The sequence below is a fragment of the Microcystis wesenbergii NRERC-220 genome (assembly GCF_032027425.1).
Classification (GTDB): Bacteria; Cyanobacteriota; Cyanobacteriia; order Cyanobacteriales; family Microcystaceae; genus Microcystis; species Microcystis wesenbergii_A.
Genome location: NZ_JAVSJA010000001.1, coordinates 887,079 through 907,776 on the forward strand (window position 1 = coordinate 887,079; position 20,698 = coordinate 907,776).

Annotated in this window: 19 protein-coding genes and 1 tRNA gene; 9 read left to right on the forward strand and 11 right to left on the reverse strand. The window is 45.5% G+C overall.

From position 1 onward, the window contains the following. Window positions 1–32: 32 nt before the first annotated feature. Window positions 33–935, forward strand: a complete 903-nt coding sequence (locus tag RAM70_RS04435) for an Rpn family recombination-promoting nuclease/putative transposase (protein WP_190380023.1) — start codon at window positions 33–35, stop codon at window positions 933–935. A 116-nt stretch (window positions 936–1,051) separates the two neighbouring features. Here RAM70_RS04435 and RAM70_RS04440 read toward each other — a convergent pair. Both RAM70_RS04440 and RAM70_RS04445 read right to left on the reverse strand, forming a co-directional pair. After that, window positions 1,052–1,133: transfer RNA gene (locus tag RAM70_RS04440), tRNA-Leu, on the reverse strand. Window positions 1,134–1,187: 54 nt separating this feature from the next. Further along, window positions 1,188–1,868 (reverse strand): hypothetical protein, encoded by a 681-nt coding sequence (locus tag RAM70_RS04445; protein ID WP_312672460.1) that lies wholly within the window; start codon window positions 1,866–1,868, stop codon window positions 1,188–1,190. Between the two features lie 123 nt (window positions 1,869–1,991). Between RAM70_RS04445 and RAM70_RS04450 the strand changes: the two genes are divergently transcribed. Further along, window positions 1,992–3,047 carry an ABC transporter ATP-binding protein gene (locus RAM70_RS04450; protein ID WP_312672461.1) on the forward strand — a complete coding sequence of 352 codons (1,056 nt, stop codon included), beginning with the start codon at window positions 1,992–1,994 and terminating at the stop codon, window positions 3,045–3,047. Between the two features lie 189 nt (window positions 3,048–3,236). Here the strand turns inward: RAM70_RS04450 and rimK are convergent, their stop codons facing one another. Then, window positions 3,237–4,142 (reverse strand): 30S ribosomal protein S6--L-glutamate ligase, encoded by a 906-nt coding sequence (rimK, locus tag RAM70_RS04455; protein WP_312672463.1) that lies wholly within the window; start codon window positions 4,140–4,142, stop codon window positions 3,237–3,239. A gap of 503 nt (window positions 4,143–4,645) precedes the next feature. Between rimK and rlmN the strand changes: the two genes are divergently transcribed. The 6 genes from rlmN to RAM70_RS04485 all read left to right on the forward strand — a co-directional run bounded on the left by rlmN (window position 4,646) and on the right by RAM70_RS04485 (window position 11,679). Continuing rightward, window positions 4,646–5,659, forward strand: a complete 1,014-nt coding sequence (gene rlmN / locus RAM70_RS04460) for a dual-specificity RNA methyltransferase RlmN (protein WP_045361434.1) — start codon at window positions 4,646–4,648, stop codon at window positions 5,657–5,659. Window positions 5,660–5,947: 288 nt separating this feature from the next. Continuing rightward, entirely contained in the window at window positions 5,948–6,172 is a 225-nt protein-coding gene (gene cpcD, locus RAM70_RS04465) for a rod-capping linker protein CpcD (protein WP_502572676.1), read from the forward strand. A 292-nt stretch (window positions 6,173–6,464) separates the two neighbouring features. After that, window positions 6,465–7,664, forward strand: coding sequence for a bifunctional rod-capping linker CpcD/ferredoxin--NADP reductase PetH (gene cpcD/petH, locus RAM70_RS04470; protein WP_045361436.1), 1,200 nt, complete (start codon window positions 6,465–6,467; stop codon window positions 7,662–7,664). Between the two features lie 98 nt (window positions 7,665–7,762). Beyond that, window positions 7,763–8,605, forward strand: coding sequence for a ChaN family lipoprotein (locus tag RAM70_RS04475; protein WP_045361438.1), 843 nt, complete (start codon window positions 7,763–7,765; stop codon window positions 8,603–8,605). Window positions 8,606–8,697: 92 nt separating this feature from the next. Beyond that, window positions 8,698–9,573 carry a 3'(2'),5'-bisphosphate nucleotidase CysQ family protein gene (locus RAM70_RS04480; protein WP_190380027.1) on the forward strand — a complete coding sequence of 292 codons (876 nt, stop codon included), beginning with the start codon at window positions 8,698–8,700 and terminating at the stop codon, window positions 9,571–9,573. Window positions 9,574–9,807: 234 nt separating this feature from the next. Further along, the gene (locus RAM70_RS04485) at window positions 9,808–11,679 is read left to right on the forward strand and encodes a GTPase family protein (RefSeq protein WP_045361442.1); all 1,872 of its coding nucleotides are present in this window, start codon (window positions 9,808–9,810) and stop codon (window positions 11,677–11,679) included. Between the two features lie 375 nt (window positions 11,680–12,054). On the opposite strand, the gene RAM70_RS04490 is transcribed toward RAM70_RS04485, so the two are convergent. The 7 genes from RAM70_RS04490 to RAM70_RS04520 form a co-directional block, all read right to left on the reverse strand. Next, on the reverse strand, window positions 12,055–12,183 hold the full coding sequence (locus tag RAM70_RS04490; protein WP_312675968.1) for a hypothetical protein: 129 nt from the start codon (window positions 12,181–12,183) through the stop codon (window positions 12,055–12,057). Window positions 12,184–12,282: 99 nt separating this feature from the next. Continuing rightward, window positions 12,283–13,149, reverse strand: coding sequence for an alpha/beta fold hydrolase (locus tag RAM70_RS04495; RefSeq protein WP_287998529.1), 867 nt, complete (start codon window positions 13,147–13,149; stop codon window positions 12,283–12,285). 57 nt (window positions 13,150–13,206) lie between these two features. Further along, window positions 13,207–14,028: a phosphoadenosine phosphosulfate reductase gene (cysH, locus tag RAM70_RS04500; RefSeq protein WP_045361446.1), complete on the reverse strand. Its 822-nt coding sequence runs from the start codon at window positions 14,026–14,028 to the stop codon at window positions 13,207–13,209. 407 nt (window positions 14,029–14,435) lie between these two features. Then, a complete protein-coding gene (locus tag RAM70_RS04505; protein ID WP_002761720.1) occupies window positions 14,436–15,236 on the reverse strand; it encodes a tetratricopeptide repeat protein in 801 nt (266 codons plus the stop codon). A 42-nt stretch (window positions 15,237–15,278) separates the two neighbouring features. Beyond that, on the reverse strand, window positions 15,279–15,812 hold the full coding sequence (purE, locus tag RAM70_RS04510; RefSeq protein WP_045361479.1) for a 5-(carboxyamino)imidazole ribonucleotide mutase: 534 nt from the start codon (window positions 15,810–15,812) through the stop codon (window positions 15,279–15,281). A 24-nt stretch (window positions 15,813–15,836) separates the two neighbouring features. Beyond that, window positions 15,837–16,619 carry a Uma2 family endonuclease gene (locus RAM70_RS04515; protein ID WP_312675807.1) on the reverse strand — a complete coding sequence of 261 codons (783 nt, stop codon included), beginning with the start codon at window positions 16,617–16,619 and terminating at the stop codon, window positions 15,837–15,839. After that, complete coding sequence (locus RAM70_RS04520) at window positions 16,600–17,667, reverse strand: IS4 family transposase (RefSeq protein WP_045356388.1); 1,068 nt, start codon at window positions 17,665–17,667, stop codon at window positions 16,600–16,602. The genes RAM70_RS04515 and RAM70_RS04520 overlap by 20 nt, the downstream gene beginning before the upstream one ends. A 420-nt stretch (window positions 17,668–18,087) precedes the next feature. Here RAM70_RS04520 and RAM70_RS04525 point away from each other — a divergent pair, with 420 nt between their 5' ends. Next, window positions 18,088–19,881, forward strand: coding sequence for a fatty acyl-AMP ligase (locus RAM70_RS04525; RefSeq protein ID WP_312672469.1), 1,794 nt, complete (start codon window positions 18,088–18,090; stop codon window positions 19,879–19,881). 348 nt (window positions 19,882–20,229) lie between these two features. On the opposite strand, the gene lspA is transcribed toward RAM70_RS04525, so the two are convergent. Further along, on the reverse strand, window positions 20,230–20,697 hold the full coding sequence (gene lspA / locus RAM70_RS04530) for a signal peptidase II (protein ID WP_045361486.1): 468 nt from the start codon (window positions 20,695–20,697) through the stop codon (window positions 20,230–20,232). Between the last annotated feature and the right edge of the window lies 1 nt (window position 20,698).

Here is a 20,698-nt window from a genome sequence, read left to right on the forward strand (position 1 = left end):
GGGAAGATCGCTATGGTGCAATCCCGATCATAATGAAACGAGACTCGATATTTTACCGGCTTTTTCAACAATCCCCCTCCCTTCTCTTCGATTTACTGGAAAACCCGCCAGATAATGCCACCGAATACCGCTTTGACTCCGTAGCTGTTAAGGAACCCAAATTTGAGATCGATGGCGTATTCCTGCCACCCGATAATGATAGTAGCGGGGTGATCTATTTTTGCGAAGTGCAATTTCAAAAAGACGAACGACTCTATGAAAGGGTATTTGGCGAATCATTTTTGTATTTTTATCGTCAGCGAGAACGATTTACCGATTGGCAAATTGTTGTCATCTATCCCACCCGTAGCCTAGAACAAAGTAACACCCATCCCTACCGGGCGCTGCTCAATTGTAATCAGGTGCATCGAATTTATCTGAAAGAATTAGGGGAAATTCAGCAGTTACCCCTAGGAGTTGCCTTGATGGTACTCACTACTGTGGAAGAAACCCAAGCACCAGAAAAAGCCCGCTATTTACTGGCACGAACCCAAGAGCAAATTGCAGATACAGAAGCCAGTCGCGCCATAATAGAAATGATTGCCACAATTATGGTGTATAAATTTACTAACTTGAGTCGGCAGGAGGTTGACGCGATGCTAGGACTACAATTGGCAGATACAAGGGTATATCGTGAAGCCAAGGAAGAAGGACGACTGGAAGGACGACTGGAAGGACGACTGGAAGGACGACTGGAAGGACGACTGGAAGGGGAATCTGCCCTGATTTTACGTCTGTTGCAACGTCGCTTTGGTGCAGTGGATGAGGTATTGGCTGCCCGAATTCAGGCTTTAGAAATCGAGCAATTAGAGTCCCTGGCTGAGGCTTTGTTGGATTTTACAACCTTAAACGACCTAGTGCTTTGGCTAAATCGCCCCTCGCAACCGCTTAACTAAACTTAGTCAAACCTAAGCCACCTGAAAGGGTGAGTTGGGAAATTTTGATGGCCAAATATCCATCCCTGACGATGGGTGACAAGGGCAATTCTCGTCGGAGGGTAGATAAAAGTTTATGCGGATGGCGAGACTCGAACTCGCAAGGCGTAAGCCACACGCCCCTCAAACGTGCGTGTCTACCAGTTCCACCACATCCGCTTGATTTTAGCTTAATCACTATAGCACAGAAAAAAAATAATCTGCAAGCAACTTTTAAAAATTACTGCCGCACAACCTTCGCGCCACCTGAGTTAGTACGGATAAACCTTTTAGGGAACCTTGAATCAAATGGAAGGCCGGGAGAGGACGGATTAACATTTGTCGAGCTAGGGGCAATGGTAGCAGCTGACCTTGATTATCAATTGCCGGGGCTAAATCGGGTAAATCCTGTGTCACCTCGTCGCTAATCACGCGCACAATTGCCACTTTTTGCCCCGATAAAGCCGCTAAAATCCTTGCTCCTTCCATATCGACCACTTCATAGCCCCCCTGTCCTAAACGTCGTTTTTCCTCGGATCGGCTAATCAGGCGATCGCTGGTTAAACCTTTAACAAGACTATATCCAGTTAATTGTGCGATTTCTGCGGTTATTTCCGGTTCGCACTGCCAATAATTCCCCTTTTCCGCGCCACAACCTTGACAGATTACCCCATCTCCGACTCGATAGCGATCGCTAAGACTGCCCGCTAATCCCATAAGCACAATTTTTCCCGTGAACTTATTAAGAAATTCTAGAGATTGCCTAGAGACTGGGGAACTGTCGAGGAATTCTGGAGCGCCAAGGTTAATCGGGATAATTTGCGGGGCTAAATCGCCGATTTTCCTTAATCCTCGGCGGATTGAGCTATGCTCGGCCCCCCGGGGAACGAGAATAATATCTTCAGGTGTGAGCATGAAATTTTTGAGAAAGTTTCCTAATTAGTCCATTGAGATGTTATAAATAATAGTAGTGAACTAATTAGGAATAATTCTTAAGTAAATGGCCCTGCCACTGACTGGGCGATTGTCTTTCTCACCATGAAAAAGTCTGTCATTCTGCGTTTATCCGAGGTTAACAAGCGTTTTCCCGCTTCTCCTACTCTAGCTGTTGATAATATCAGTTTTAGTTTAACAGAGGGCGAAATTCTCGGATTATTGGGCCCGTCGGGCTGCGGTAAAACCACTCTACTGCGGATGATTGCGGGATTTGAAAAACCCTCTCAAGGAGTAATTGAATTGGGGGGGCGAATAGTTGCCGACGAAAAAACCTTTATTCCCCCGGAAAAACGCAATACGGGCATGGTTTTTCAGGATTACGCTCTTTTTCCCCATTTAACCATCGCTGACAATATCGCCTTTGGGTTAAAAAATTCTGGGGAGAAATTATCGAGCCGAGCTATTAACGCTAGGGTGGCGGAAACTTTGGATTTAGTCGGACTGCAAGGACTAGAAAAACGTTATCCCCATCAGCTATCGGGAGGACAACAGCAAAGAGTCGCCCTCGCCCGCGCTTTAGCCCCAAAACCCTCTTTAATCCTCTTAGATGAACCTTTAAGTAATCTCGATGTGCAGGTACGGCAACGCTTACGGCACGAGATCCGTCATATCCTGAAAGCGACTGGTATCTCGGCCATTTTTGTCACCCACGACCGGGAGGAAGCAATGGTGATCAGTGACACAATTGCGGTCATTTGTCAAGGAAAATTAGAACAAATTAACAATCCCGAAGCAATTTATAGTCATCCAGCCTCGCGATTTGTGGCCGAGTTTGTCACCCAAGCTAACTTTCTCCCCGCTAGACGGGAGGGGGAACAATGGCAAACCGAGATAGGAGTCTGGGAAATTGCCGATGGTCAAGATTTGGACAAAGGGGAATTGATGCTGAGAGAGGAAGATGTCAAAATTAACCCGGATGAGACGGGAGATCTAGTTATTTGCGATCGCCAATTTTTGGGGCGGGAATACCGTTATTGTCTGCTAACGGCCACCGGCAGCCAAATCCACGCTAGAACAACGATTAACACCCAATTAGACATCGGTACAAAGGTAAAACTATCAATTATTCCCGATAGCGTCCGTGTATTTGCCGACTGATAAATCACATCTGACTTGAAAGTGGGTGTAGGGTGTGGGGTGTAGGGTGTAGGGTGTGGGGAGATTTTTTTTAGTAAAAAGGCAGCTCCGAGCTTATCGCTTAATACTATTGACTGATAACTTACCCACTGATAACTTACCCACTGATAACTGATAACTGATAACTGATAACTGATGCAAGGCTGACGGCTAATATTGATATCGATCACGATTTAGGACTAGGGTGGCATTTTTAGCGACAAAATCGATAATTTTTTTGGCCACATCCACACCGGTGGCCGCTTCTATTCCTTCTAAACCGGGAGAGGAATTGACCTCGATAACCACAGGTCCGTGATTAGACCGCAATAGGTCCACACCCGCAACCCTTAAACCCATGGCTTTACTAGCCCGTATAGCCGTACTGCGTTCCTCTGGGGTTAATTTTATCTTTTCTGCTTTGCCACCGCGGTGAAGATTAGAACGAAAATCCCCTTCGGCCCCCTGTCGCTTCATCGAGGCTACCACTTTTCCATCGATGACAAAACAGCGCAGATCTGCCCCACTGGCCTCTTTAATATACTCTTGTACTAGAATATTAGCCTCTAATTGCCGAAAAGCTTCAATAACTGACTTGGCTGCTTGATCGGTTTCCGCTAAGACTACCCCAATACCTTGGGTTCCTTCTAATAATTTAATCACTAGAGGGGTGCCGCCGACGGTTTCGATTAAACCATCGATATCTTGAGTTGCGTGAGCAATTCCCGTCACCGGTAAACCTATCCCTTCCCTGGCCAGGATTTGCAGACAACGCAATTTATCCCGCGACCGAGAAATTGCTTGCGAGTCGTTGGCAGTAAAAACATTCATCACCTCGAATTGTCGGACGACTGCGGTTCCATAGAAGGTTTTTGAGGCGGCAATACGGGGAATAATTGCGTCGAAACTCTCCAAGGGTTTACCGTTATAGACAACCGTGGGTTTATGGGAGGTGATGTTCATGTAACAGCGCAAATAATTGATCACTCGTACCTCATGTCCTTGGGCTTCTCCCGCTTCTTTCAGTCGCTTAGTCGAGTAAAGAGAAGCATCTTGCGATAAAATAGCGATTTTCATAAATTGTTCGCTTAAATATTGCTTTTAAAACTGAATAGCTCCTTATTCCCCCATATTGGCTTTTTTGGCCGGCAACTCATAAAATTTCTGCTCTCGATCGAAGTCCATCGATTATTATGGCGCTGACAGTTCCCTTTGAACAGTTGGGTTAGGTAAAAAGCAAAAAAGATCAAGCTTAAGACTAGATTGGTTTTTGTCGTCAGGCTAAGTTTAAGTTATAGTTTTTAAGTATTTAATTGACTAACAAAGACTAGAGAAGGAGCGAAGGTAAAAGATGTCAATTAATAAATACAATTTTGTTAGGGTTTTACTCCTAGTCATGAGCGATCGGTTAGAATGATAAGGTGAGCAATGACAATAATTAAGTAGCTGGTTATAATTAAATTTAAAATGGATTTTAGGTTCGATCCCCCCTGCCCCCCTTGATAAGGTAGGGTTGATTCATGAATCAACCCTACCCTTGATAACGGGGGTGTCTGATAATTTTTAACGCCTACCTACTTATGACTTTACTAGCGAAATCTTTAGAGGAACTGACCGACTGGGTAAAAGACCAGGGACAACCCGCTTATCGGGGTAAACAATTACACCAATGGCTATACGAAAAAGGGGTGCATTCTTTGGCGGATATTTCCGTATTCCCCCAAGAATGGCGCAGCAAGATGGCAGATTATCCTATCGGTCGTTCCCTTATACATTATCGCACTGTAGCACCCGATCGCACTCGTAAATATCTGCTAAAACTGGCCGATGGTTTAATCATCGAAGCGGTGGGAATTCCTAGTGAAAAAAGATTGACAGTCTGTGTTTCTTCCCAAGTGGGTTGCCCGATGGCCTGTGATTTTTGTGCCACGGGAAAAGGGGGTTTTACTCGTAATTTAAAAGCACATGAAATCGTTGACCAAGTATTAACAGTACAGGAGGATTTTCAACAGCGAGTTAGTCATGTGGTATTTATGGGTATGGGGGAACCTTTATTAAATATCCCCGAAGTGGTGACAGCGATTCATTCCCTGAATCAAGATGTGGGTATCGGTCAGCGTTGTTTAACGATTTCTACCGTGGGATTACCCCATAAAATCAAGCAACTAGCCGAACATAATTTACAAGTAACTTTTGCTGTTAGTCTCCATGCTTCTAATCAACAAGTTCGATCTAAATTAATCCCCAGTGCCGACCATTATCCCCTAAGTAATCTGATCCAAGACTGTCAGGAATACGTTCAAATCACGGGACGAAGGGTGACATTTGAATACATTCTTTTAGCGGGAGTGAATGATTTACCCGAACACGCAGGGGAATTAGTAAAACTGGTGAAAGGGTTTCAATCCCACGTCAATCTCATCCCCTATAATCCTATTCAAGAGGTAGATTATCAACGGCCTGATGAAAAGAGAATTAAGGCTTTTAAAACTATTTTAGAACAGGAAAAAGTCGCCGTTACTGTCCGTTATTCCAGAGGTTTAGCGGCCGATGCGGCCTGTGGACAATTGCGATCGAGCGTCATGGTACAATAAACGACCGTAAATCGGCCATTAACTAGGGTTGGCTGAATAAATCTAAAAACGTTGTTGGGTAAAACTTTTAGACTTTTGGGAAATCCAAAAGTGCCAGCCATTGGAGGGATCGGGGGGAAAATTCAGGGGAAAAGTACCTTAAAATAAAACCCTACACCCTACACCCTACACCCTACACCCCACACCCTGGCCCCACGAGAAACTTTTTGCCGCAAACCCTAACTAGATTGCTAGTCTCCCTGCTAGGCTAAACTAGAGAACTATAACATCAATGTAGGAGCCATTTCGATGCAAAGTCTCTCTAGTGCCAAAGAAAATCGCCTTTTTGTCTATGAAGTCGTCGGTTTAAGTCAAAATGACAATACTGATAACCTAGATTATTCTATCCGTAAGAGTGGCAGTGTCTTTTTAACCGTTCCCTATAGCCGCATGAATCAAGAAATGCGTCGGATTACCCGTTTAGGCGCTCGCATCGTCAGCATTAAACCCTTAAACACCGCTGCGGCCGAGTAGTTGAAAAAATAATTATCGCTAATATCTGTCCCCCGGTCTTGTCCTGATCAGGCAAACCAGGGGGACTTTTAGCATACATAAATGGGGAAAAATAACATAAATCTTAATAAAAAGTAAAAATGCTGCAAATGTAACAGATTTTAACCAGAGAGTTGAGCTATTTTCAAGGAAAGGATAAAAGCGATGTCTGTGGTTTTTTTAAGATAACTCTCAATTAGGCCTAGGTGTAGTGTACCGATGGTAGGCTAAACTATGGAACGATTATCGTGACTTGAGTTGGGAGTTATATTTAATGTACAGTCCGAGTACACTAGCGGGAAACCGTTTATTTGTTTACGAAGTGGCGGGTCTCAATCAAAACGACAATACTGACAGCTTGGATTATTCAATCCGTCAGAGTGGAAGCGTGTTTTTCACGGTTCCCTACAGTCGCATGAATCAAGAAATGCGTCGGATTACCCGTTTAGGTGGTCGTATCGTCAGCATCAAACCCTTAAATGGGATTGCCCCCGTAGCAACTGTTTCTAGTGCCTCCACACCACAGCCAATCGCTCAATCATCGCCCGTCCCCGAACAGACCAAGAAAAAGGCCATGACTCAAGCGAAAGAAAAAACAGATATCCCCGTCAACATCTACCGTCCGAATCAACCCTTTATCGGCAAATGTATCGAGAATTATGCTCTCGTTGATGAGGGGGGTATCGGTATCGTACAACACGTCACCTTTGACCTTTCTGGGGGCGATTTACGCTATTTAGAAGGGCAAAGTATCGGTATTATCCCTCCGGGTACCGATGCTAATGGCAAACCTCATAAATTGAGACTCTATTCGATCGCCTCTACCCGTCACGGTGATAAATTAGACGATAAAACCGTGTCCCTCTGCGTGCGTCAGTTAGAATACCAACACCCAGAAACGAAGGAAACCGTTTATGGGGTTTGTTCCACCTATCTCTGTAATATAGGGGTGGGGGACGATGTGGCTATTACTGGCCCCGTGGGTAAGGAAATGCTGCTACCCAGTGATGAAGATGCCACTATCATTATGATGGCCACCGGGACGGGAATCGCTCCCTTCCGAGCTTTCCTCTGGCGGATGTTCAAGGAACAACACGAAGATTATAAATTCAAAGGTCTAGCTTGGTTGATTTTCGGAGTTCCCAAAACGGCCAATATTCTCTACCAAGAAGAATTAGAGCAAATAGCGGCGGAATTTCCCGATAACTTCCGTCTCACCTATGCCATCAGCCGGGAACAGCAAAATCCCCAGGGTGGCAGAATGTATATTCAACACCGGGTAGCCGAACACGCTGACGAAATCTGGAATCTACTCCAAAGTCCCAAAACCCACGCTTATATGTGCGGACTGAAAGGGATGGAAGATGGTATCAACGATGCTATGAGTGGTGCCGCCACTAAAAATAGTGCTGATTGGTCTGTCTATCAGAAACAACTGAAAAAAGAACATCGCTGGCACGTAGAAACCTACTAAACCAAAAAGGTTCTCTGAAAATTTTTTCGGGTGGGCATTGTCCACCCTTTTTGTCATGGCTTCGGTTAAGATCGGTTTCTTAAAAGGCCTTTAAAAAGATGAAATTCTCTCGACGCTTTTTTCCCGTTTTCCTTGCCCTCTGCCTACTGTTTATTTTGCTGCCCCGGGCCTGGAGTTTTACTAATAGCCAAAAAGAAATTCTGGCAGCTCTAAAAACAGCCGAGATTATTTATCTGGGAGAAAGGCACGATAGTCAAGCCGATCATCAGGCCCAATTAGCTATTATCGAGTATTTACAGGCTAATAATCCCCAAATAGCGATCGCTTTTGAGATGTTTCAACGTCCTTACCAAATCTATTTGGATCAGTATTTAGCCGGCAAAATTAGCGAAAATCAGTTGAGAGAAAAAAGTGAATACGACCAACGTTGGGGATTTGATTGGGAATTTTACGCCCCGATCCTGCGCTTGGCCAAGGCGAAAAAACTACCAGTGATCGCCCTAAATACACCCACGGAAATCACTAGAAAAGTGGCACGGGAGGGATTAGAAAGCCTCTCCACCTCAGAAATGACCTACATTCCCCCTAAAAGCGAAATAAACCAGGATAACGAGGAGTACCGTCAACAGATCCTAGCCGTTTATCAGCAACACACGGGGGGCAAAAGTCAGGGATTCGATCGCTTTTTTCTGGCACAGGTCCTCTGGGATGAAACCATGGCCGATGCGATCGCTAAATTCTGGCAAGCTCATCCCGAATATCAGATCATCGTCCTAGCAGGAAAAGGTCATATTGCCTACGGTTACGGTATTCCCAGTCGAGTCCAAAGAAGATTAGGCGATCGCGTCAGCCAGCGCTCGGTTTTCTTGGGAGACGCGCCTCAATCATCACCGGAAGAAACCAAAAAACCCGCCGATTATTTTTGGCAGGGGCAAAATTAAGCCAGTCAGGAGCTAGGGAGCAAGGGATGATAAGCTAAGATGCCAGTCTTTCAATTTAGTAGATAATAGGTCTGAAAAACTGAGGCTATTTTATGATTAATTTAACCTGTCAAGATACCGAAACGCTCGATCGCATTTTAGCTGTGACTCGTGCCGTGGGTTGGGGTGGTGCTAAAATTCTCCAATCCTACTACCGCGGTGAAGAGGATTTAGCCGTCAACGAGGAAAAAAAAGGCGGACCTGTGACGGCGGCGGATTTAGCGGCAAATCACTATATTTTAGGGGAATTACAAACAAATTTCTCGGATATCGACTTTGGTTATCTAAGCGAGGAAACCCATCAGGGTAATGAAGCTATCCCGAAAGATTGGGTATGGATTATCGATCCTTTGGACGGAACCCGCGATTTTATCGACAAAACGGGAGAATATGCCCTACATATCGCCTTATGTTATCAAGGAAGACCGATCATCGCCGTGGTTGCCCTGCCGGATCAAGGAAAACTCTATTTTGCCCAAAAAGGAAAAGGCACTTTTCTAGAAACTAGCGACGGAATTATTACACAGGTAAAAGTTGCCAATAAAGACAAAATTACCGATCTCTATCTGGTGGTTAGTCGTACCCATCGCGACCAACGTTTTGATAATTTATTAAGTCAAATACCCTTCTTCGGTAAAAATTATGTGGGTAGTGTGGGCTGTAAAATAGCCACGATCCTCGAACAAAAATCCGATGTTTATATCTCCCTATCGGGGAAATCGGCGGCTAAAGACTGGGATTTTGCCGCCCCAGAGTTGATTTTAACGGAAGCAGGCGGCAAATTCTCCTATTTTGACGGTCAACCGGTGCGCTATAATCGCGGCGATGTGCGGCAATGGGGGGGGATCATGGCCAGTAATGGTCCTTGTCATCAACAACTTTGTCAGTTGTCCACGGCAATCCTCGCCCAAATTGATGCCACTGTCTAATTTCTGACTTGAAAGAGGGTGTAGGGTGTGGGGTGTGGGGTGTAGGGAAGGAAACCTCTTTCATCTGTGGGGGTGAAAATTTTTTCATCGGGACTGACTGGAAAATAGAAGCTGAAATAACGCCAATTCGTCAATCAGAATATTTTCAGGCTTGGCGGTGCCAACTTTGGCATCAGGACTGCCCCCTAACCCAGAATCAGAGATCGCTAGAATGGAAAAAAACCAGATCGAGAAATGTTACGGTTAAAAACTTGGCAAGGGTTGATTTTAGCAGTTCCGATCGCCGCTGTGGTCATCTTTCTGATCGTGGCCGCCAGTGTCCAGATCAATCAATGGGGTTTGAATTGGATTTGGGCAGTTTTTACCCTGATTTTTGTTGCTTGGCGCTTCCTGTTGGTCAAATGGACGCGCCCAGCAGTCGGGGAAATTGAAGCCGCCATTGGGGAAATTAAGGCAGAATTAACCCCTCCTGAGGGTGATTCCGGGGGCAATGTTGAGGAAATTATCGAGAGGATTATCGTCGAGTCCCGCAATGATCGCCCGGTTTGGGAAGATTGGGCGACTTTTTGGCAACGCTGTCAGGATTTGGTCAGTGCCATCGCCCATATATATTACCCCGATGTCAAGTACCCCTTATTAAATATTTACATTCCCCAGGCCTACGGTTTAATTCGGGGAACTGTGGATGATAGCGATCGCTGGATGCAGAATCTTTCCCCGGCCCTGAATCAAATCACCATCGGCCAAGCCTATCAGGCCTACGAAGTTTATCAAAAATTGCAACCCTCGGCCCAGAAACTTTGGCAGGTCTGGAATTGGGCGCAATGGGTAATTAATCCTGCCGCCGCAGCGGCTAAAGTTGCCAGTCAAAAGTACAGCGATCGAGCGGATCAGCAATTATTAGTCAATTTAGGGCAAGTTTTGCGGGAAAATGCCCTAAGAAACCTCTCTCGCCAAGCGGTGTTACTCTACAGTGGCGGCAATCTCGCCCCAACTCTCCCCACCAAGACCAAAATCGCCACTACTACTCTCAAGGAAATTCTCGCCCAAGCTGAACCGATCACGGAAATCGATCGCCAACCGGTTAATATTCTGCTGGTTGGACGCACCGGGGCCGGCAAAAGCAGTTTAATTAATACTCTCTTTCGGGCCGATTTAGCCCAAGTGGATCTATTGCCCAGTACCGACGCGATCCAATCCTACCATTGGCAAACCCCAGAAGGAGACGAGTTAATCCTCTGGGATACCCCGGGCTACGAACAGGCAAATCGGGCCGATGATCGGCAAAAGGTTCTAAATTATGCCAAAAACGCCGATTTATTGATTCTGGTAACTCCCGCCCTCGATCCCGCCCTGGCCATGGATGAGGCTTTTCTTAAAGATTTGCAACAAACTATTGACAATTTACCAGTTATAGTGTGTGTTTCTCAAGTCGATCGCCTGCGTCCGGTGCGAGAGTGGCAACCTCCCTATAATTGGCTGACGGGAGAAAGTCCCAAAGAAGTCAATATCCGCGAATGCTTGCAGTATCGGGCGGAATTATTCGAGGATCTCTGCGATCGCATTTTGCCGATGGTCAGTCAACAGCCGGATAGAGAAGCTTGGGGGGATGAGGAGTTATCAATCGCTTTACTGGGGGCAATTTCGCCCGCAAAACAGTTGCGTTTAGCCCGTTTTTTAGCGGATTTAGAAACTCGAACTCTGGCAGCGGCGAAAATAATCGATCGCTATACTTTACAGATGGCCACGGGGCAAGGTTTAACGGCCCTATTAAAAAGTCCTATTCTAGGTTTTATCTCCACTTTAGCAACGGGAAGACCGACTTTAGCCTATCTTTTAGCTGAACAAATTCCTGTGGAACAATTACCAGTAGCGATCGGTAAATTACAGATGGCCTACGAGCTTTATTCTCTCTTAAATACGGAGAATAAAAGTTTTGATTTATTGGCACTTTGGCCAATACTATTAGAAAATTCTAGCACTGCCGACAGGGAAGCTTGGGCCTGGGGTCATGCTCTGGTAGAATATTGGACAAAGAACCTATCGATCGAACAGTTCCAGTCAAGTTATCAGGGGTATTTAGAAACGACAAAAACAGGCCTTTAACCAGAATTAAGCTAAAACTTTCTTCCACTTTAAAAGTATAGGAGAGTGGGGAGGAGAGGTTTCTGGGGTTGAGATTTCTGGCCTTTGTACTAAAATTCCTCAGTAGGCAGTTTAAATGCAGTGCAGCTTATACTAAATCCGTTGAGTAATACTAAATCCTGTTTAAAAAGTATAGGATAGTGGGGTGTGGGGTGTGGGGTGTGGGGTGTGGGGTGTGGGGTGTGGGGAGAAACAATTCATAACTTGAGAGTTAATCACACTATTAAAAAGGGATTTGGTATAACGCACAGAAAACGGGTTTCTCCGAGAAACCCGTTTTCTCCTCATGCACTCATGCAAAAAGGGGAATAAATAATCAGTCTTTAATAACCAGATTTAGTATGACAAAGCATTAGCCTCGATTTCTGCATCGCTCATCGATTTAACTCGCTCCCAATCGGTTAAATTATTAATATCTGGGGGATTATTTTCTATATTTATCCTTCCTAAAGCTGGTATTTCCATAGGTGGTGGCCAGTGCAGAACTACAGTGATATACTAAGGATAACTTGATCAATACTTTCTAGGGAGATTTTGCTATCAATTCCCAGAAAGTATCGGGTTTTAGGTTTTGCGTCCGAGAAAATTAATAATCCGGGGACTAATTTCTTTTGACCAATGTTCTTGGGGATAGTGTTTTGCTTCCGCGAGGGGGATTAATTCCACTCCTGATTTAGTAGCTAATTTTTCAACGGTGACAGAAGATAACCAAGGATCGGCCATTCCCCAGACAAAAAGGATAGGTTTTTCAAAGTTCTCTAAACCTGTCTCAATTTCTGCCATAGTTTTCGATAGGTTTAAATTGCGAATCGTGGCCAGTAAAGCGCGACCCACTGCCGAAGTTTTTAGATAAGGTTGACGGAAAATAGCCAGATCTGCATCACTGATCACAAAACCGCTACCAGTTTCTAAAGTACGATCGACTAATAAGGGATCTTGAGTCGCCATATCTCCGAGGAAAGGTAGCCCCCATTGTTTCATTATCCAGGGTAATTTGACATCACTGGAGAGGGGAGTATTTAAAACGATCAAGCGCTCAATTTTATCAGGATTTTCTAGGGCGTATTGTAAACCGACGGAGGCTAAAAAACCCTGGACAATGAGGGAGATTTTCGGCAATTGGAGAGCTTGAATAAAATCGGCCAAGGCTTGACAAAAAGCGCTAGGTGTGTAGGCGAAATCTCTGGCATCGGGTTTAGCGGATAAACCGGAACCGATCCAATCGGGGGCAATAGCATTAATGTTATATTCTTCTAAACTGGTTAACAATTCCCGCCAAATATAGCCATGGGCGGGTAAACCATGGAGTAGGATCACGGGGGTTGTGTCCGGTTGTTGAGCGGGGTTAACCTGTCGATAAAACCACTTGAGAGGGCCGACTTCGAGAAAACTTTCTAAAATAGCCATGGTTAATGGGGGATTAATAATCATTAACCATTGTCTAACGTCTAGGAACCGATCGCACCGGCAATTTTCCCACCCTGGCAGTTATAGGGAGCTTGCGTCGAGACTTTGTGCTTCTCCGGGGGTTAAGGGTAAATGAAGACCGCATTCTTGTTTTAAACCCTTGAAACGGGTGTCTCGTTCGTTGCTATCATCGGCGGTTAAAGGCCGACTGGAGTGCCAATCGCCGACGGAGACATAACCCAGATCAAAATAGGGATGGTAGGGAAGATCGTATTTAGTCAGATACTGGTATATGGTTTTGGCATTCCAGTCAAGGATCGGTAATATTTTGTAACGTTCGCCCTGTTGATTGACCCATTGGAGAGTTTTGCGGTGGTCGGTTTGGTCGCGACGTAAACCCGCTAACCAAGCGGTGGCCTTTAATTCCTTCAGGGCCCGTTGCATCGGCTCCACCTTGCGGATTTTGTCGTAGAGATTGAGGGAGTCGAGATCGTTATTTGACCACAATTTACCGTGGATTGCTTCCATGCGGGCGGGACTGAGGGAAGATTGATAAACTTTCAGGTTTAAATGGAGGCGTTGGCTTAAGTCTTCGGCAAATTGATAGGTTTCTGGGGGAAGATAGCCGGTATCGATCCAAATGACGGGAATATCGGGGATAATTGCGGTGACGAGGTGCAACATTACTGCCGCTTGAATGCCGAAACTGGTACTCATCACCAAACCTTCCCCAAAGGTGGCCGCTGCCCAAGCGACGATTTCCGCGGCGTTAGCGGAGTCAAAACGTTGATTAATTGTGGCGAGGTCGAGGGATAGAGGGTAGGCAAAAGACCGGTCGGCAGTGGGGATGAAGGCAGTTTCTAGGGCCTGTGGATGAGAATTAAGCAAGTGTAAATCTGGCATTCTGGCTAAGATTTAAGGTATTAGTAGCGGCGGATACTGATAGAGTCCAATCTATCCCTGTAATTGGATTATAGCATTGGGCCATCGACCCGCTCTAGCTATTCCTTTTCCTTTCTAGAGCCTGGTTATTCGATCGAGGATAAGCTGTTCGTAATTTAAATTGCTTGTTGAGACGAGGCAAGAGGCAAAAGGCAACACACCCCCAACCCCCACCCCCCCGCCCCCCCCGACATCGGGGGGGTCGGGGGGGCAAGGGGGGGGAGATTCGGCTAATCTAAGAATAAGCGGTTTAAATGCGTCTTAGCTTAATGGAACTAACAGGCCTCAATTGTATCTTAGTCGCTGATTTCAGGATAATTGGACTCTCAGCCCGGCTACTGCGAGAAAAGTTACTATTTAGTAATTCTTTACTTTAAGTTAAGAAACTTATCTAAGGCTAGAACCATATTTGGCGGCCAACGGCGCACGCTTTTTACCCAATCGAGGTCTTGATAGCGGGTATCCATGCCGACGGCGGCTACCCAATTGCTTTCCGCTTCTCCCTGTTGTCCTTGGGTCCATAAAACGGCGCTTAAGGCGGCCCTGACATCGGGGAACATGGGGTATTTGCGGGCAATATTCCGCATTTTTTGGACTGCTTCTGGATATCTGCCCAATTCGTACAGGGCCAGCGCCAGATTAGCTTGCGCCCAGGCAAAATTCGGGGCCAGTTGAGTGGCTTGGCGATAGTCTTTGACGGCGGCTTCCCAGTCCCCTAAACCGCCCTCAGCGTTGCCGCGATTGTTATAGGCAAAGGCATCATTGGGATCTAGTTCTAAAACTTTATTATAATCTGCGATCGCTTCTTGATATTTGCCTTCTCCCTCTAAAGCGGTGCCGCGATTGAGGTAGGGATCGGGGGCATCGGGGGCAATGGCGATCGCTTGGTTGAAATCAGCGATCGCATCCTCTAATTTATTGAGGCTGACTCTGGCATTGCCGCGATTACTCCAGACGGCGGGATTAGTGGGGAATTTGGCGACTAATTGGGTCCAATAGCTTTCGGCCTGGGCGTAATCCCCTTTTTCTGTGGCTTCTAGGGCTTTTTCGGCGATAACTTCCCCTTCTCTAATCTGTTCTTCGCTAATAGTCGGGCTATCGGCATAAGCCGCTATGGGTAGGGCAAAAAAGAGCAATAGACTCAATACACAAGCGGTGATCCAACGCATAATTACTTCATAATTTGTTACTTAATCTTTTCTCAATCTACCCTACTTAGGTGAACTCTGCTCTAGATAGTCTTGATAGCCTAGTCGTTGAAGATTGCTTTGTTTTTCGAGGACGGAATCGCTGAGGGATTGACGATAGGCGATAACTTGCTCTAAAAGATCGGCATTACCGGTGGCGAGAATTTGAACCGCTAAAAGTCCGGCATTTTTGGCATTACCGATCGCCACCGTGGCCACGGGAATGCCTGCGGGCATCTGTACAATTGAATAGAGAGAGTCTAACCCTTGTAAAGTGCGCGTGACTACGGGAACTCCAATCACGGGTAAGGGGGTTAAAGATGCCACCATCCCGGGTAAATGGGCAGCGCCGCCGGCTCCAGCGATAATCACTTTTATTCCCCTTAAATGAGCGTTTTTGCCGTATTCAAACATTTTTTCGGGGGTACGATGGGCCGAGACGATGGCGACTTCGTGGCTAATCTGAAAGGCCGCTAAAACTGCGATCGCTTCTTTCATGGTGGGTAAGTCGGAATCACTGCCCATAATTACACCCACTAGGGGCGCTGCTGTCACCATAACTACTAGAAAATAATATTTCCCCTAAATTGTATCGGGATCGATGTCTAATTCTCGCAGTTTTTGTGCCAATTTTTCCTTAGCCTGACGTTCCCTTTCTTTCTCTAAAAGAGCCTGTTCTTTCTCTAAAAGAGCCTGTTCTTTGGCTAAAATAGCCTGTTCTTTGGCTAAAATAGCCTGTTCTTTTGCCTGTCGTTGCTGTAACTCAGCTTCTTGGGGAGTGGGGACTAATTGACCATCGGCGGTAAAATAACGCAGTTTACGGTCAAATATACCTAAATATAATCCTAACTGTTCACTCCACAAATAACCTTGGTCATTGGGAGAAATGGCTTGATATTGTCCCTCAATTAGTCTAAATCCCTGCAATTCTAAACTATTAGGATCGAACCAAAAATAATTAGGAGTGCGAAAGGTATTTTGATAGAGAATTTTCTTGTTATTGCGGTCAATATTAGCCGTAGAATCGGAGAGAATCTCGACAATTACATCGGGATATTTACCCTGTTCTCCCCAAACTACCCAACTTTTGCGGGGACGTTTTTCGGTATCTAAAACCACAAAAAAATCAGGACCCCAGAAATCGCGCTTTTTTAGTTGTTCCTCGTTGTAGTAGATGGTTAGATTTCCCGAAGCGTAGTAATCACTCCTCTCGCGCCATAATAATTCTAGACAACTAAGGAGAATGATGATCTGTTGCAGGTGTAGATCACTTTCCAAGGGTGGTTCATCACTCCATAAATCTGTGGGGGGATAGGTGACATCTGGGATAATGTCTAGGGCTGTCCTAAGTACAGGACAAAAAATGTAAGGACTGGAGAAAAAGAGAAAAGTTAGGTAATGAAGGATTGAGAATAAGATGACGAAGGTGGTCTAAACCTAGCCGAAAGAGGCTTTTTGCTCGGCGACCATGTTTCTTGATAGGAATTGGATTAAGATGATGTATCTCCAATCCTGTCTTGAGAGACCAGACCAAAGCTAAAGTCAGTAAGGCTAAAAGCTTACGCAGACGTTTTGGGTCAGTAAAGTGAGTAGATTCTAGACAAAACCCACGGGTCTTAAAGATGCCAAAAAGAGTTTCAATACCCCAACGTTGGGCATAATCCTGAATCAGACCCAGACAATCGGGCTGTCCAATGACGATGAGCAAAGAATTATCGGGTAAGCGAAGAGCCTCTACAGAAACGGGATAACCCCAAATTAGACAACTCCCCTGCAGACGTTGAGATTCACCAATGGCAAGATGGGCAAAAATAACCTTGGCGGCCAACCGCTTGCCATTGTACTCAATCTTGTCTGTCGCCCGAATTCTTAAACAGAAAGCCAGCATCGGTTCAAGCAAAAGATACCTCAGCCACGCCAGCCCAATAAACTCACGGTCTCCACACAAGCAACGAATCTCCGCAGAAGGAAAAATCTTCAGCATCTCCTCAATAAAACGCATCCGTTCATCGCTGTTTGAGTTGCCTTTTTTCTTCTTGAGCATCCACCAGAGAATGGGAATAGCTACCCCTTCATGGACAATGCCGACTGTGAGGATGTTGTAGTGATGACTACCAAATGACCAATTGGTGCGGTCAATACTCAATACCCAGGGTTGAGGGATATTGAGCCACTGGACTACAATGCGAGCTATTTCAGGGTAATCTATCTCGAAGTCCCCAAAAAAGCGTTGTAATCGTTTGTAATGGGACTCTACCAATACCCGACCTTCAAAACCTAGGGCTAATTCCTTGAGGTTGACGGTTTTTACTTTCAACAGAGCCAGTAAGAATAGAGCGAGGAAAGAGAGTCTTGCTCCGTGCCATCGCAAATGAGGTTTGAGAGCTTGTTTCAACGCATTATACTGGTTCATAGGGGTTTCGAGATTAGTGCTATTTCTCATAAAACCCCACTCCCGCCTACTTTTCAAGCTTTTTGTCCTGTACTTAGAGGGCTGTCATGACTTTTTCCCGATATTTTAGGATTGATTAATTATAGCTTTTTCCCACAATTGCACAGATAGGGCGGGGCGGGATTTTAACCAATAACTTAAGTAGGTAGGCGTTAAAAATCATCAGACACCCCCCTTATCAAGGGTAGGGTTGATTCATGAATCAACCCTACCTTATCAAGGAGGGCAGGGGGGATCGAACCTAAAATCCATTTTTAATTTAATTATAACCAGCTACTTAATCCTAGACCTTGACCGATCGCCTTCCGTACCTTATCCTAGCGCCATCGGCAAATATGTTAAAACTTCTATACAATAGCCCCAATAAGCCCGATAACAACGATGACTGAAACCTTAATTCAACCCGCAACCCTAGTAGAACTCTTACGTTACCGCGCCACGGCACAACCAGACGGCCATGCCTACACTTTTCTTATCGATGGTAAAAAAGAAACCCCACCTTTAACCTACAGTGAACTCGATCGCCAAGCAAGAGCAATCGCCGCCTATTTGCAAAAATACCAGGCCCAAGGGGAACGCGCCCTATTACTCTATCCTCAAAGTTTAGAAGTAGTGGCCGCTTTTTGTGGTTGTCTCTACGGGGGAGTGATTGCCATTCCCGTCCCCCCACCGGAATCGGGACGACTTAAGCGCACTCTGCCCCGTTTACGCGCAATTGTCAAGGATGCTAATGCCACCTTTGCCCTAGTTACCGAAAGTATTCTGACTCTTATTGAAGGTGTGAAGGAAGAATTCCCAGAATTCGACCAAATGAAATGGATTACTACCGAAAGTATTGATATTTCCCTAGCGGACCAATGGCAAGATCCCCAGGTGGATAAATCGGCGCTTGCCTATCTGCAATATACCTCCGGTTCGACTAATATCCCCAAGGGGGTGATGCTAAGTCATTTTAACCTGATGCACCATTGCGGTTACTTGCAAAAAGCTTGTGGTTACGAACCGGATAGCGTTACCCTCACTTGGATGCCCTATTTTCACGATTACGGGTTAGTCGAGGGTATCACCGTCCCCCTCTACAACGGTACACCCTGCTATCTCATGTCTCCCTTTGCTTTTATTAAGCGTCCGATGCAGTGGTTAAAAAATATTACTAAGTACAAAGTTACTCATAGTCAGGCCCCCAACTTCGCCTATGATCTTTGTACTCGCAGGATTAAAGCTGCCGATTTAGCGGAATTAGACCTGAGCAGTTGGCAGGCCGCGGGAAATGCCGCCGAACCGATTAACCCGAAGGTCATGGCCAAATTTGTCGATACTTTTGCAGATTATGGCTTTTCTTGGCAAACTTTCGCCCCTGCCTACGGATTAGCTGAATATACCCTCTTGATTTCCAATAAACCCAAGGGAACCACCCCAATTATCACCGCTTTGGATGCCACCGCCTACGAACGCGGTAAAATTGTCCCTGTAGGTTCCGATCAAACCACGGGAGTTAGATACGTCCCCAGTTGTGGTCGTCGCGTCTGTGATACCCGTATAGCTATCGTTAATCCCGATACTTTCACCCTTTGTGCAGCCGATGAAGTGGGCGAAATTTGGGCCAGTGACCCCAGTATGGCCGCTGGATATTGGCAACGGGAAGACGCAACCAAAGAGACTTTTCAAGCTTATCTTGCTGATACGGGAGAAGGGCCGTTTTTACGCACCGGAGATTTAGGTTTTCTTCTCGATGGGGAATTACATATCACGGGACGGATTAAGGATTTAATTATTGTCCGTGGCAGTAATCATTATCCCCAAGATTTAGAATGGTCAGTACAGCATCTTAATGAGGTTTTTCGTCCCGATTATGGTGCCGCTTTTTCTATTGAAGATAATGGGGAAGAACAGTTAGTTATTGTCCAGGAATTAGAACGTCGCAGCGGGGCATTAGATACGGCCAAATTAATCGCCGATATCCGTCAAGAAATCGCCGAAGAACACGAAATTATGACCCATGCCATTGTTTTAGCTAAATCGGGAACAATTCTCAAAACTGCCAGTGGCAAAATTCAACGTCGCGCTATTAAACAGAATTTTCTCAATGGGAATATGAGTATTATCGATGCTTGGTCAGAAAATCCTCAGTTAGTTAGTAAATTCGATCGCTCTATTTCTGAAACAGAAGCATAGTTTTTCGGGTGGGCATTGCTCACCCGATCGAGTATAACAGAGGCAGGGGGCAGGAGGCAGGGGGCAGGGGTAGGGTTGATTCATAGTAGGGTTGATTCATAGTAGGGTTGATTCATGAATCAACCCTACCCGTTGGGGGCGTGGCGCGGTCACTGAGCCTGTCGAAGTGCCGCCCCCAAACCCCGGAGCGCATTAGTTTTTCGGTGGGATGCTTACAGACGGCTGCTGATATATCTGTAATAATTTAAGAGTCACTCCACTTGCATTTGAACAGAACAAGTAAGGGCGAAGCATTCGGATAGGAAATCTACGGTTTCAGCGATAGGTTATCCCTCGAATGCTTCGCCCCTACAGGACCCTTGACTTGTGGGGAAAGGTAGAAATTAAGAGGCAAATAATCCCGATATTAATAAAAACGTCGGCCAGATTAAAAACAGGAAAATTAATCAATCGAAAATCGAGAAAATCCACCACATAACCAAACAAAAAGCGATCGATCCCATTGCCGAAAGCGCCTGCTAAAATAAAACCGTAGGCTAATTGTTCCCAACGACTTAAATGCGGTCCAAAGTAGGCAAAAGCCATTAATCCCAAACTAACCAATAAGGATAGCCATTTGAGCCAACCAACACCGCCTCGAAAAGCACTAAAAGCCGCCCCAGTATTAATCACATAGGTGAAATGAAAAACCCCCGGAATAATCGGGAAAGTATCACCAATTTGCTCAAAACTCTGCACGGTTATATACTTAGTTACTTGGTCTAAAATTAGACCGATAACCGCCACTATCCAAAACCAGCGATTCTTTTTTAACATT

Coding starts and splice junctions, on each gene's coding strand:
- cysH (WP_045361446.1), bottom strand. CDS start 14,028: ATGCCAGATTTACACTTGCTTAATTCTCATCCACAGGCCCTAGAAACT.
- RAM70_RS04445 (WP_312672460.1), bottom strand. CDS start 1,868: ATGCTCACACCTGAAGATATTATTCTCGTTCCCCGGGGGGCCGAGCAT.
- rimK (WP_312672463.1), bottom strand. CDS start 4,142: ATGAAAATCGCTATTTTATCGCAAGATGCTTCTCTTTACTCGACTAAG.
- rlmN (WP_045361434.1), top strand. CDS start 4,646: ATGACTTTACTAGCGAAATCTTTAGAGGAACTGACCGACTGGGTAAAA.
- RAM70_RS04495 (WP_287998529.1), bottom strand. CDS start 13,149: ATGATTATTAATCCCCCATTAACCATGGCTATTTTAGAAAGTTTTCTC.
- RAM70_RS04480 (WP_190380027.1), top strand. CDS start 8,698: ATGATTAATTTAACCTGTCAAGATACCGAAACGCTCGATCGCATTTTA.
- RAM70_RS04525 (WP_312672469.1), top strand. CDS start 18,088: ATGACTGAAACCTTAATTCAACCCGCAACCCTAGTAGAACTCTTACGT.
- RAM70_RS04450 (WP_312672461.1), top strand. CDS start 1,992: ATGAAAAAGTCTGTCATTCTGCGTTTATCCGAGGTTAACAAGCGTTTT.
- cpcD (WP_502572676.1), top strand. CDS start 5,948: ATGCAAAGTCTCTCTAGTGCCAAAGAAAATCGCCTTTTTGTCTATGAA.
- RAM70_RS04490 (WP_312675968.1), bottom strand. CDS start 12,183: ATGGAAATACCAGCTTTAGGAAGGATAAATATAGAAAATAATCCCCCA.
- RAM70_RS04485 (WP_045361442.1), top strand. CDS start 9,808: ATGTTACGGTTAAAAACTTGGCAAGGGTTGATTTTAGCAGTTCCGATC.
- RAM70_RS04505 (WP_002761720.1), bottom strand. CDS start 15,236: ATGCGTTGGATCACCGCTTGTGTATTGAGTCTATTGCTCTTTTTTGCC.
- RAM70_RS04435 (WP_190380023.1), top strand. CDS start 33: ATGAAACGAGACTCGATATTTTACCGGCTTTTTCAACAATCCCCCTCC.
- RAM70_RS04520 (WP_045356388.1), bottom strand. CDS start 17,667: ATGAACCAGTATAATGCGTTGAAACAAGCTCTCAAACCTCATTTGCGA.
- purE (WP_045361479.1), bottom strand. CDS start 15,812: ATGGTGACAGCAGCGCCCCTAGTGGGTGTAATTATGGGCAGTGATTCC.
- cpcD/petH (WP_045361436.1), top strand. CDS start 6,465: ATGTACAGTCCGAGTACACTAGCGGGAAACCGTTTATTTGTTTACGAA.
- RAM70_RS04475 (WP_045361438.1), top strand. CDS start 7,763: ATGAAATTCTCTCGACGCTTTTTTCCCGTTTTCCTTGCCCTCTGCCTA.
- lspA (WP_045361486.1), bottom strand. CDS start 20,697: ATGTTAAAAAAGAATCGCTGGTTTTGGATAGTGGCGGTTATCGGTCTA.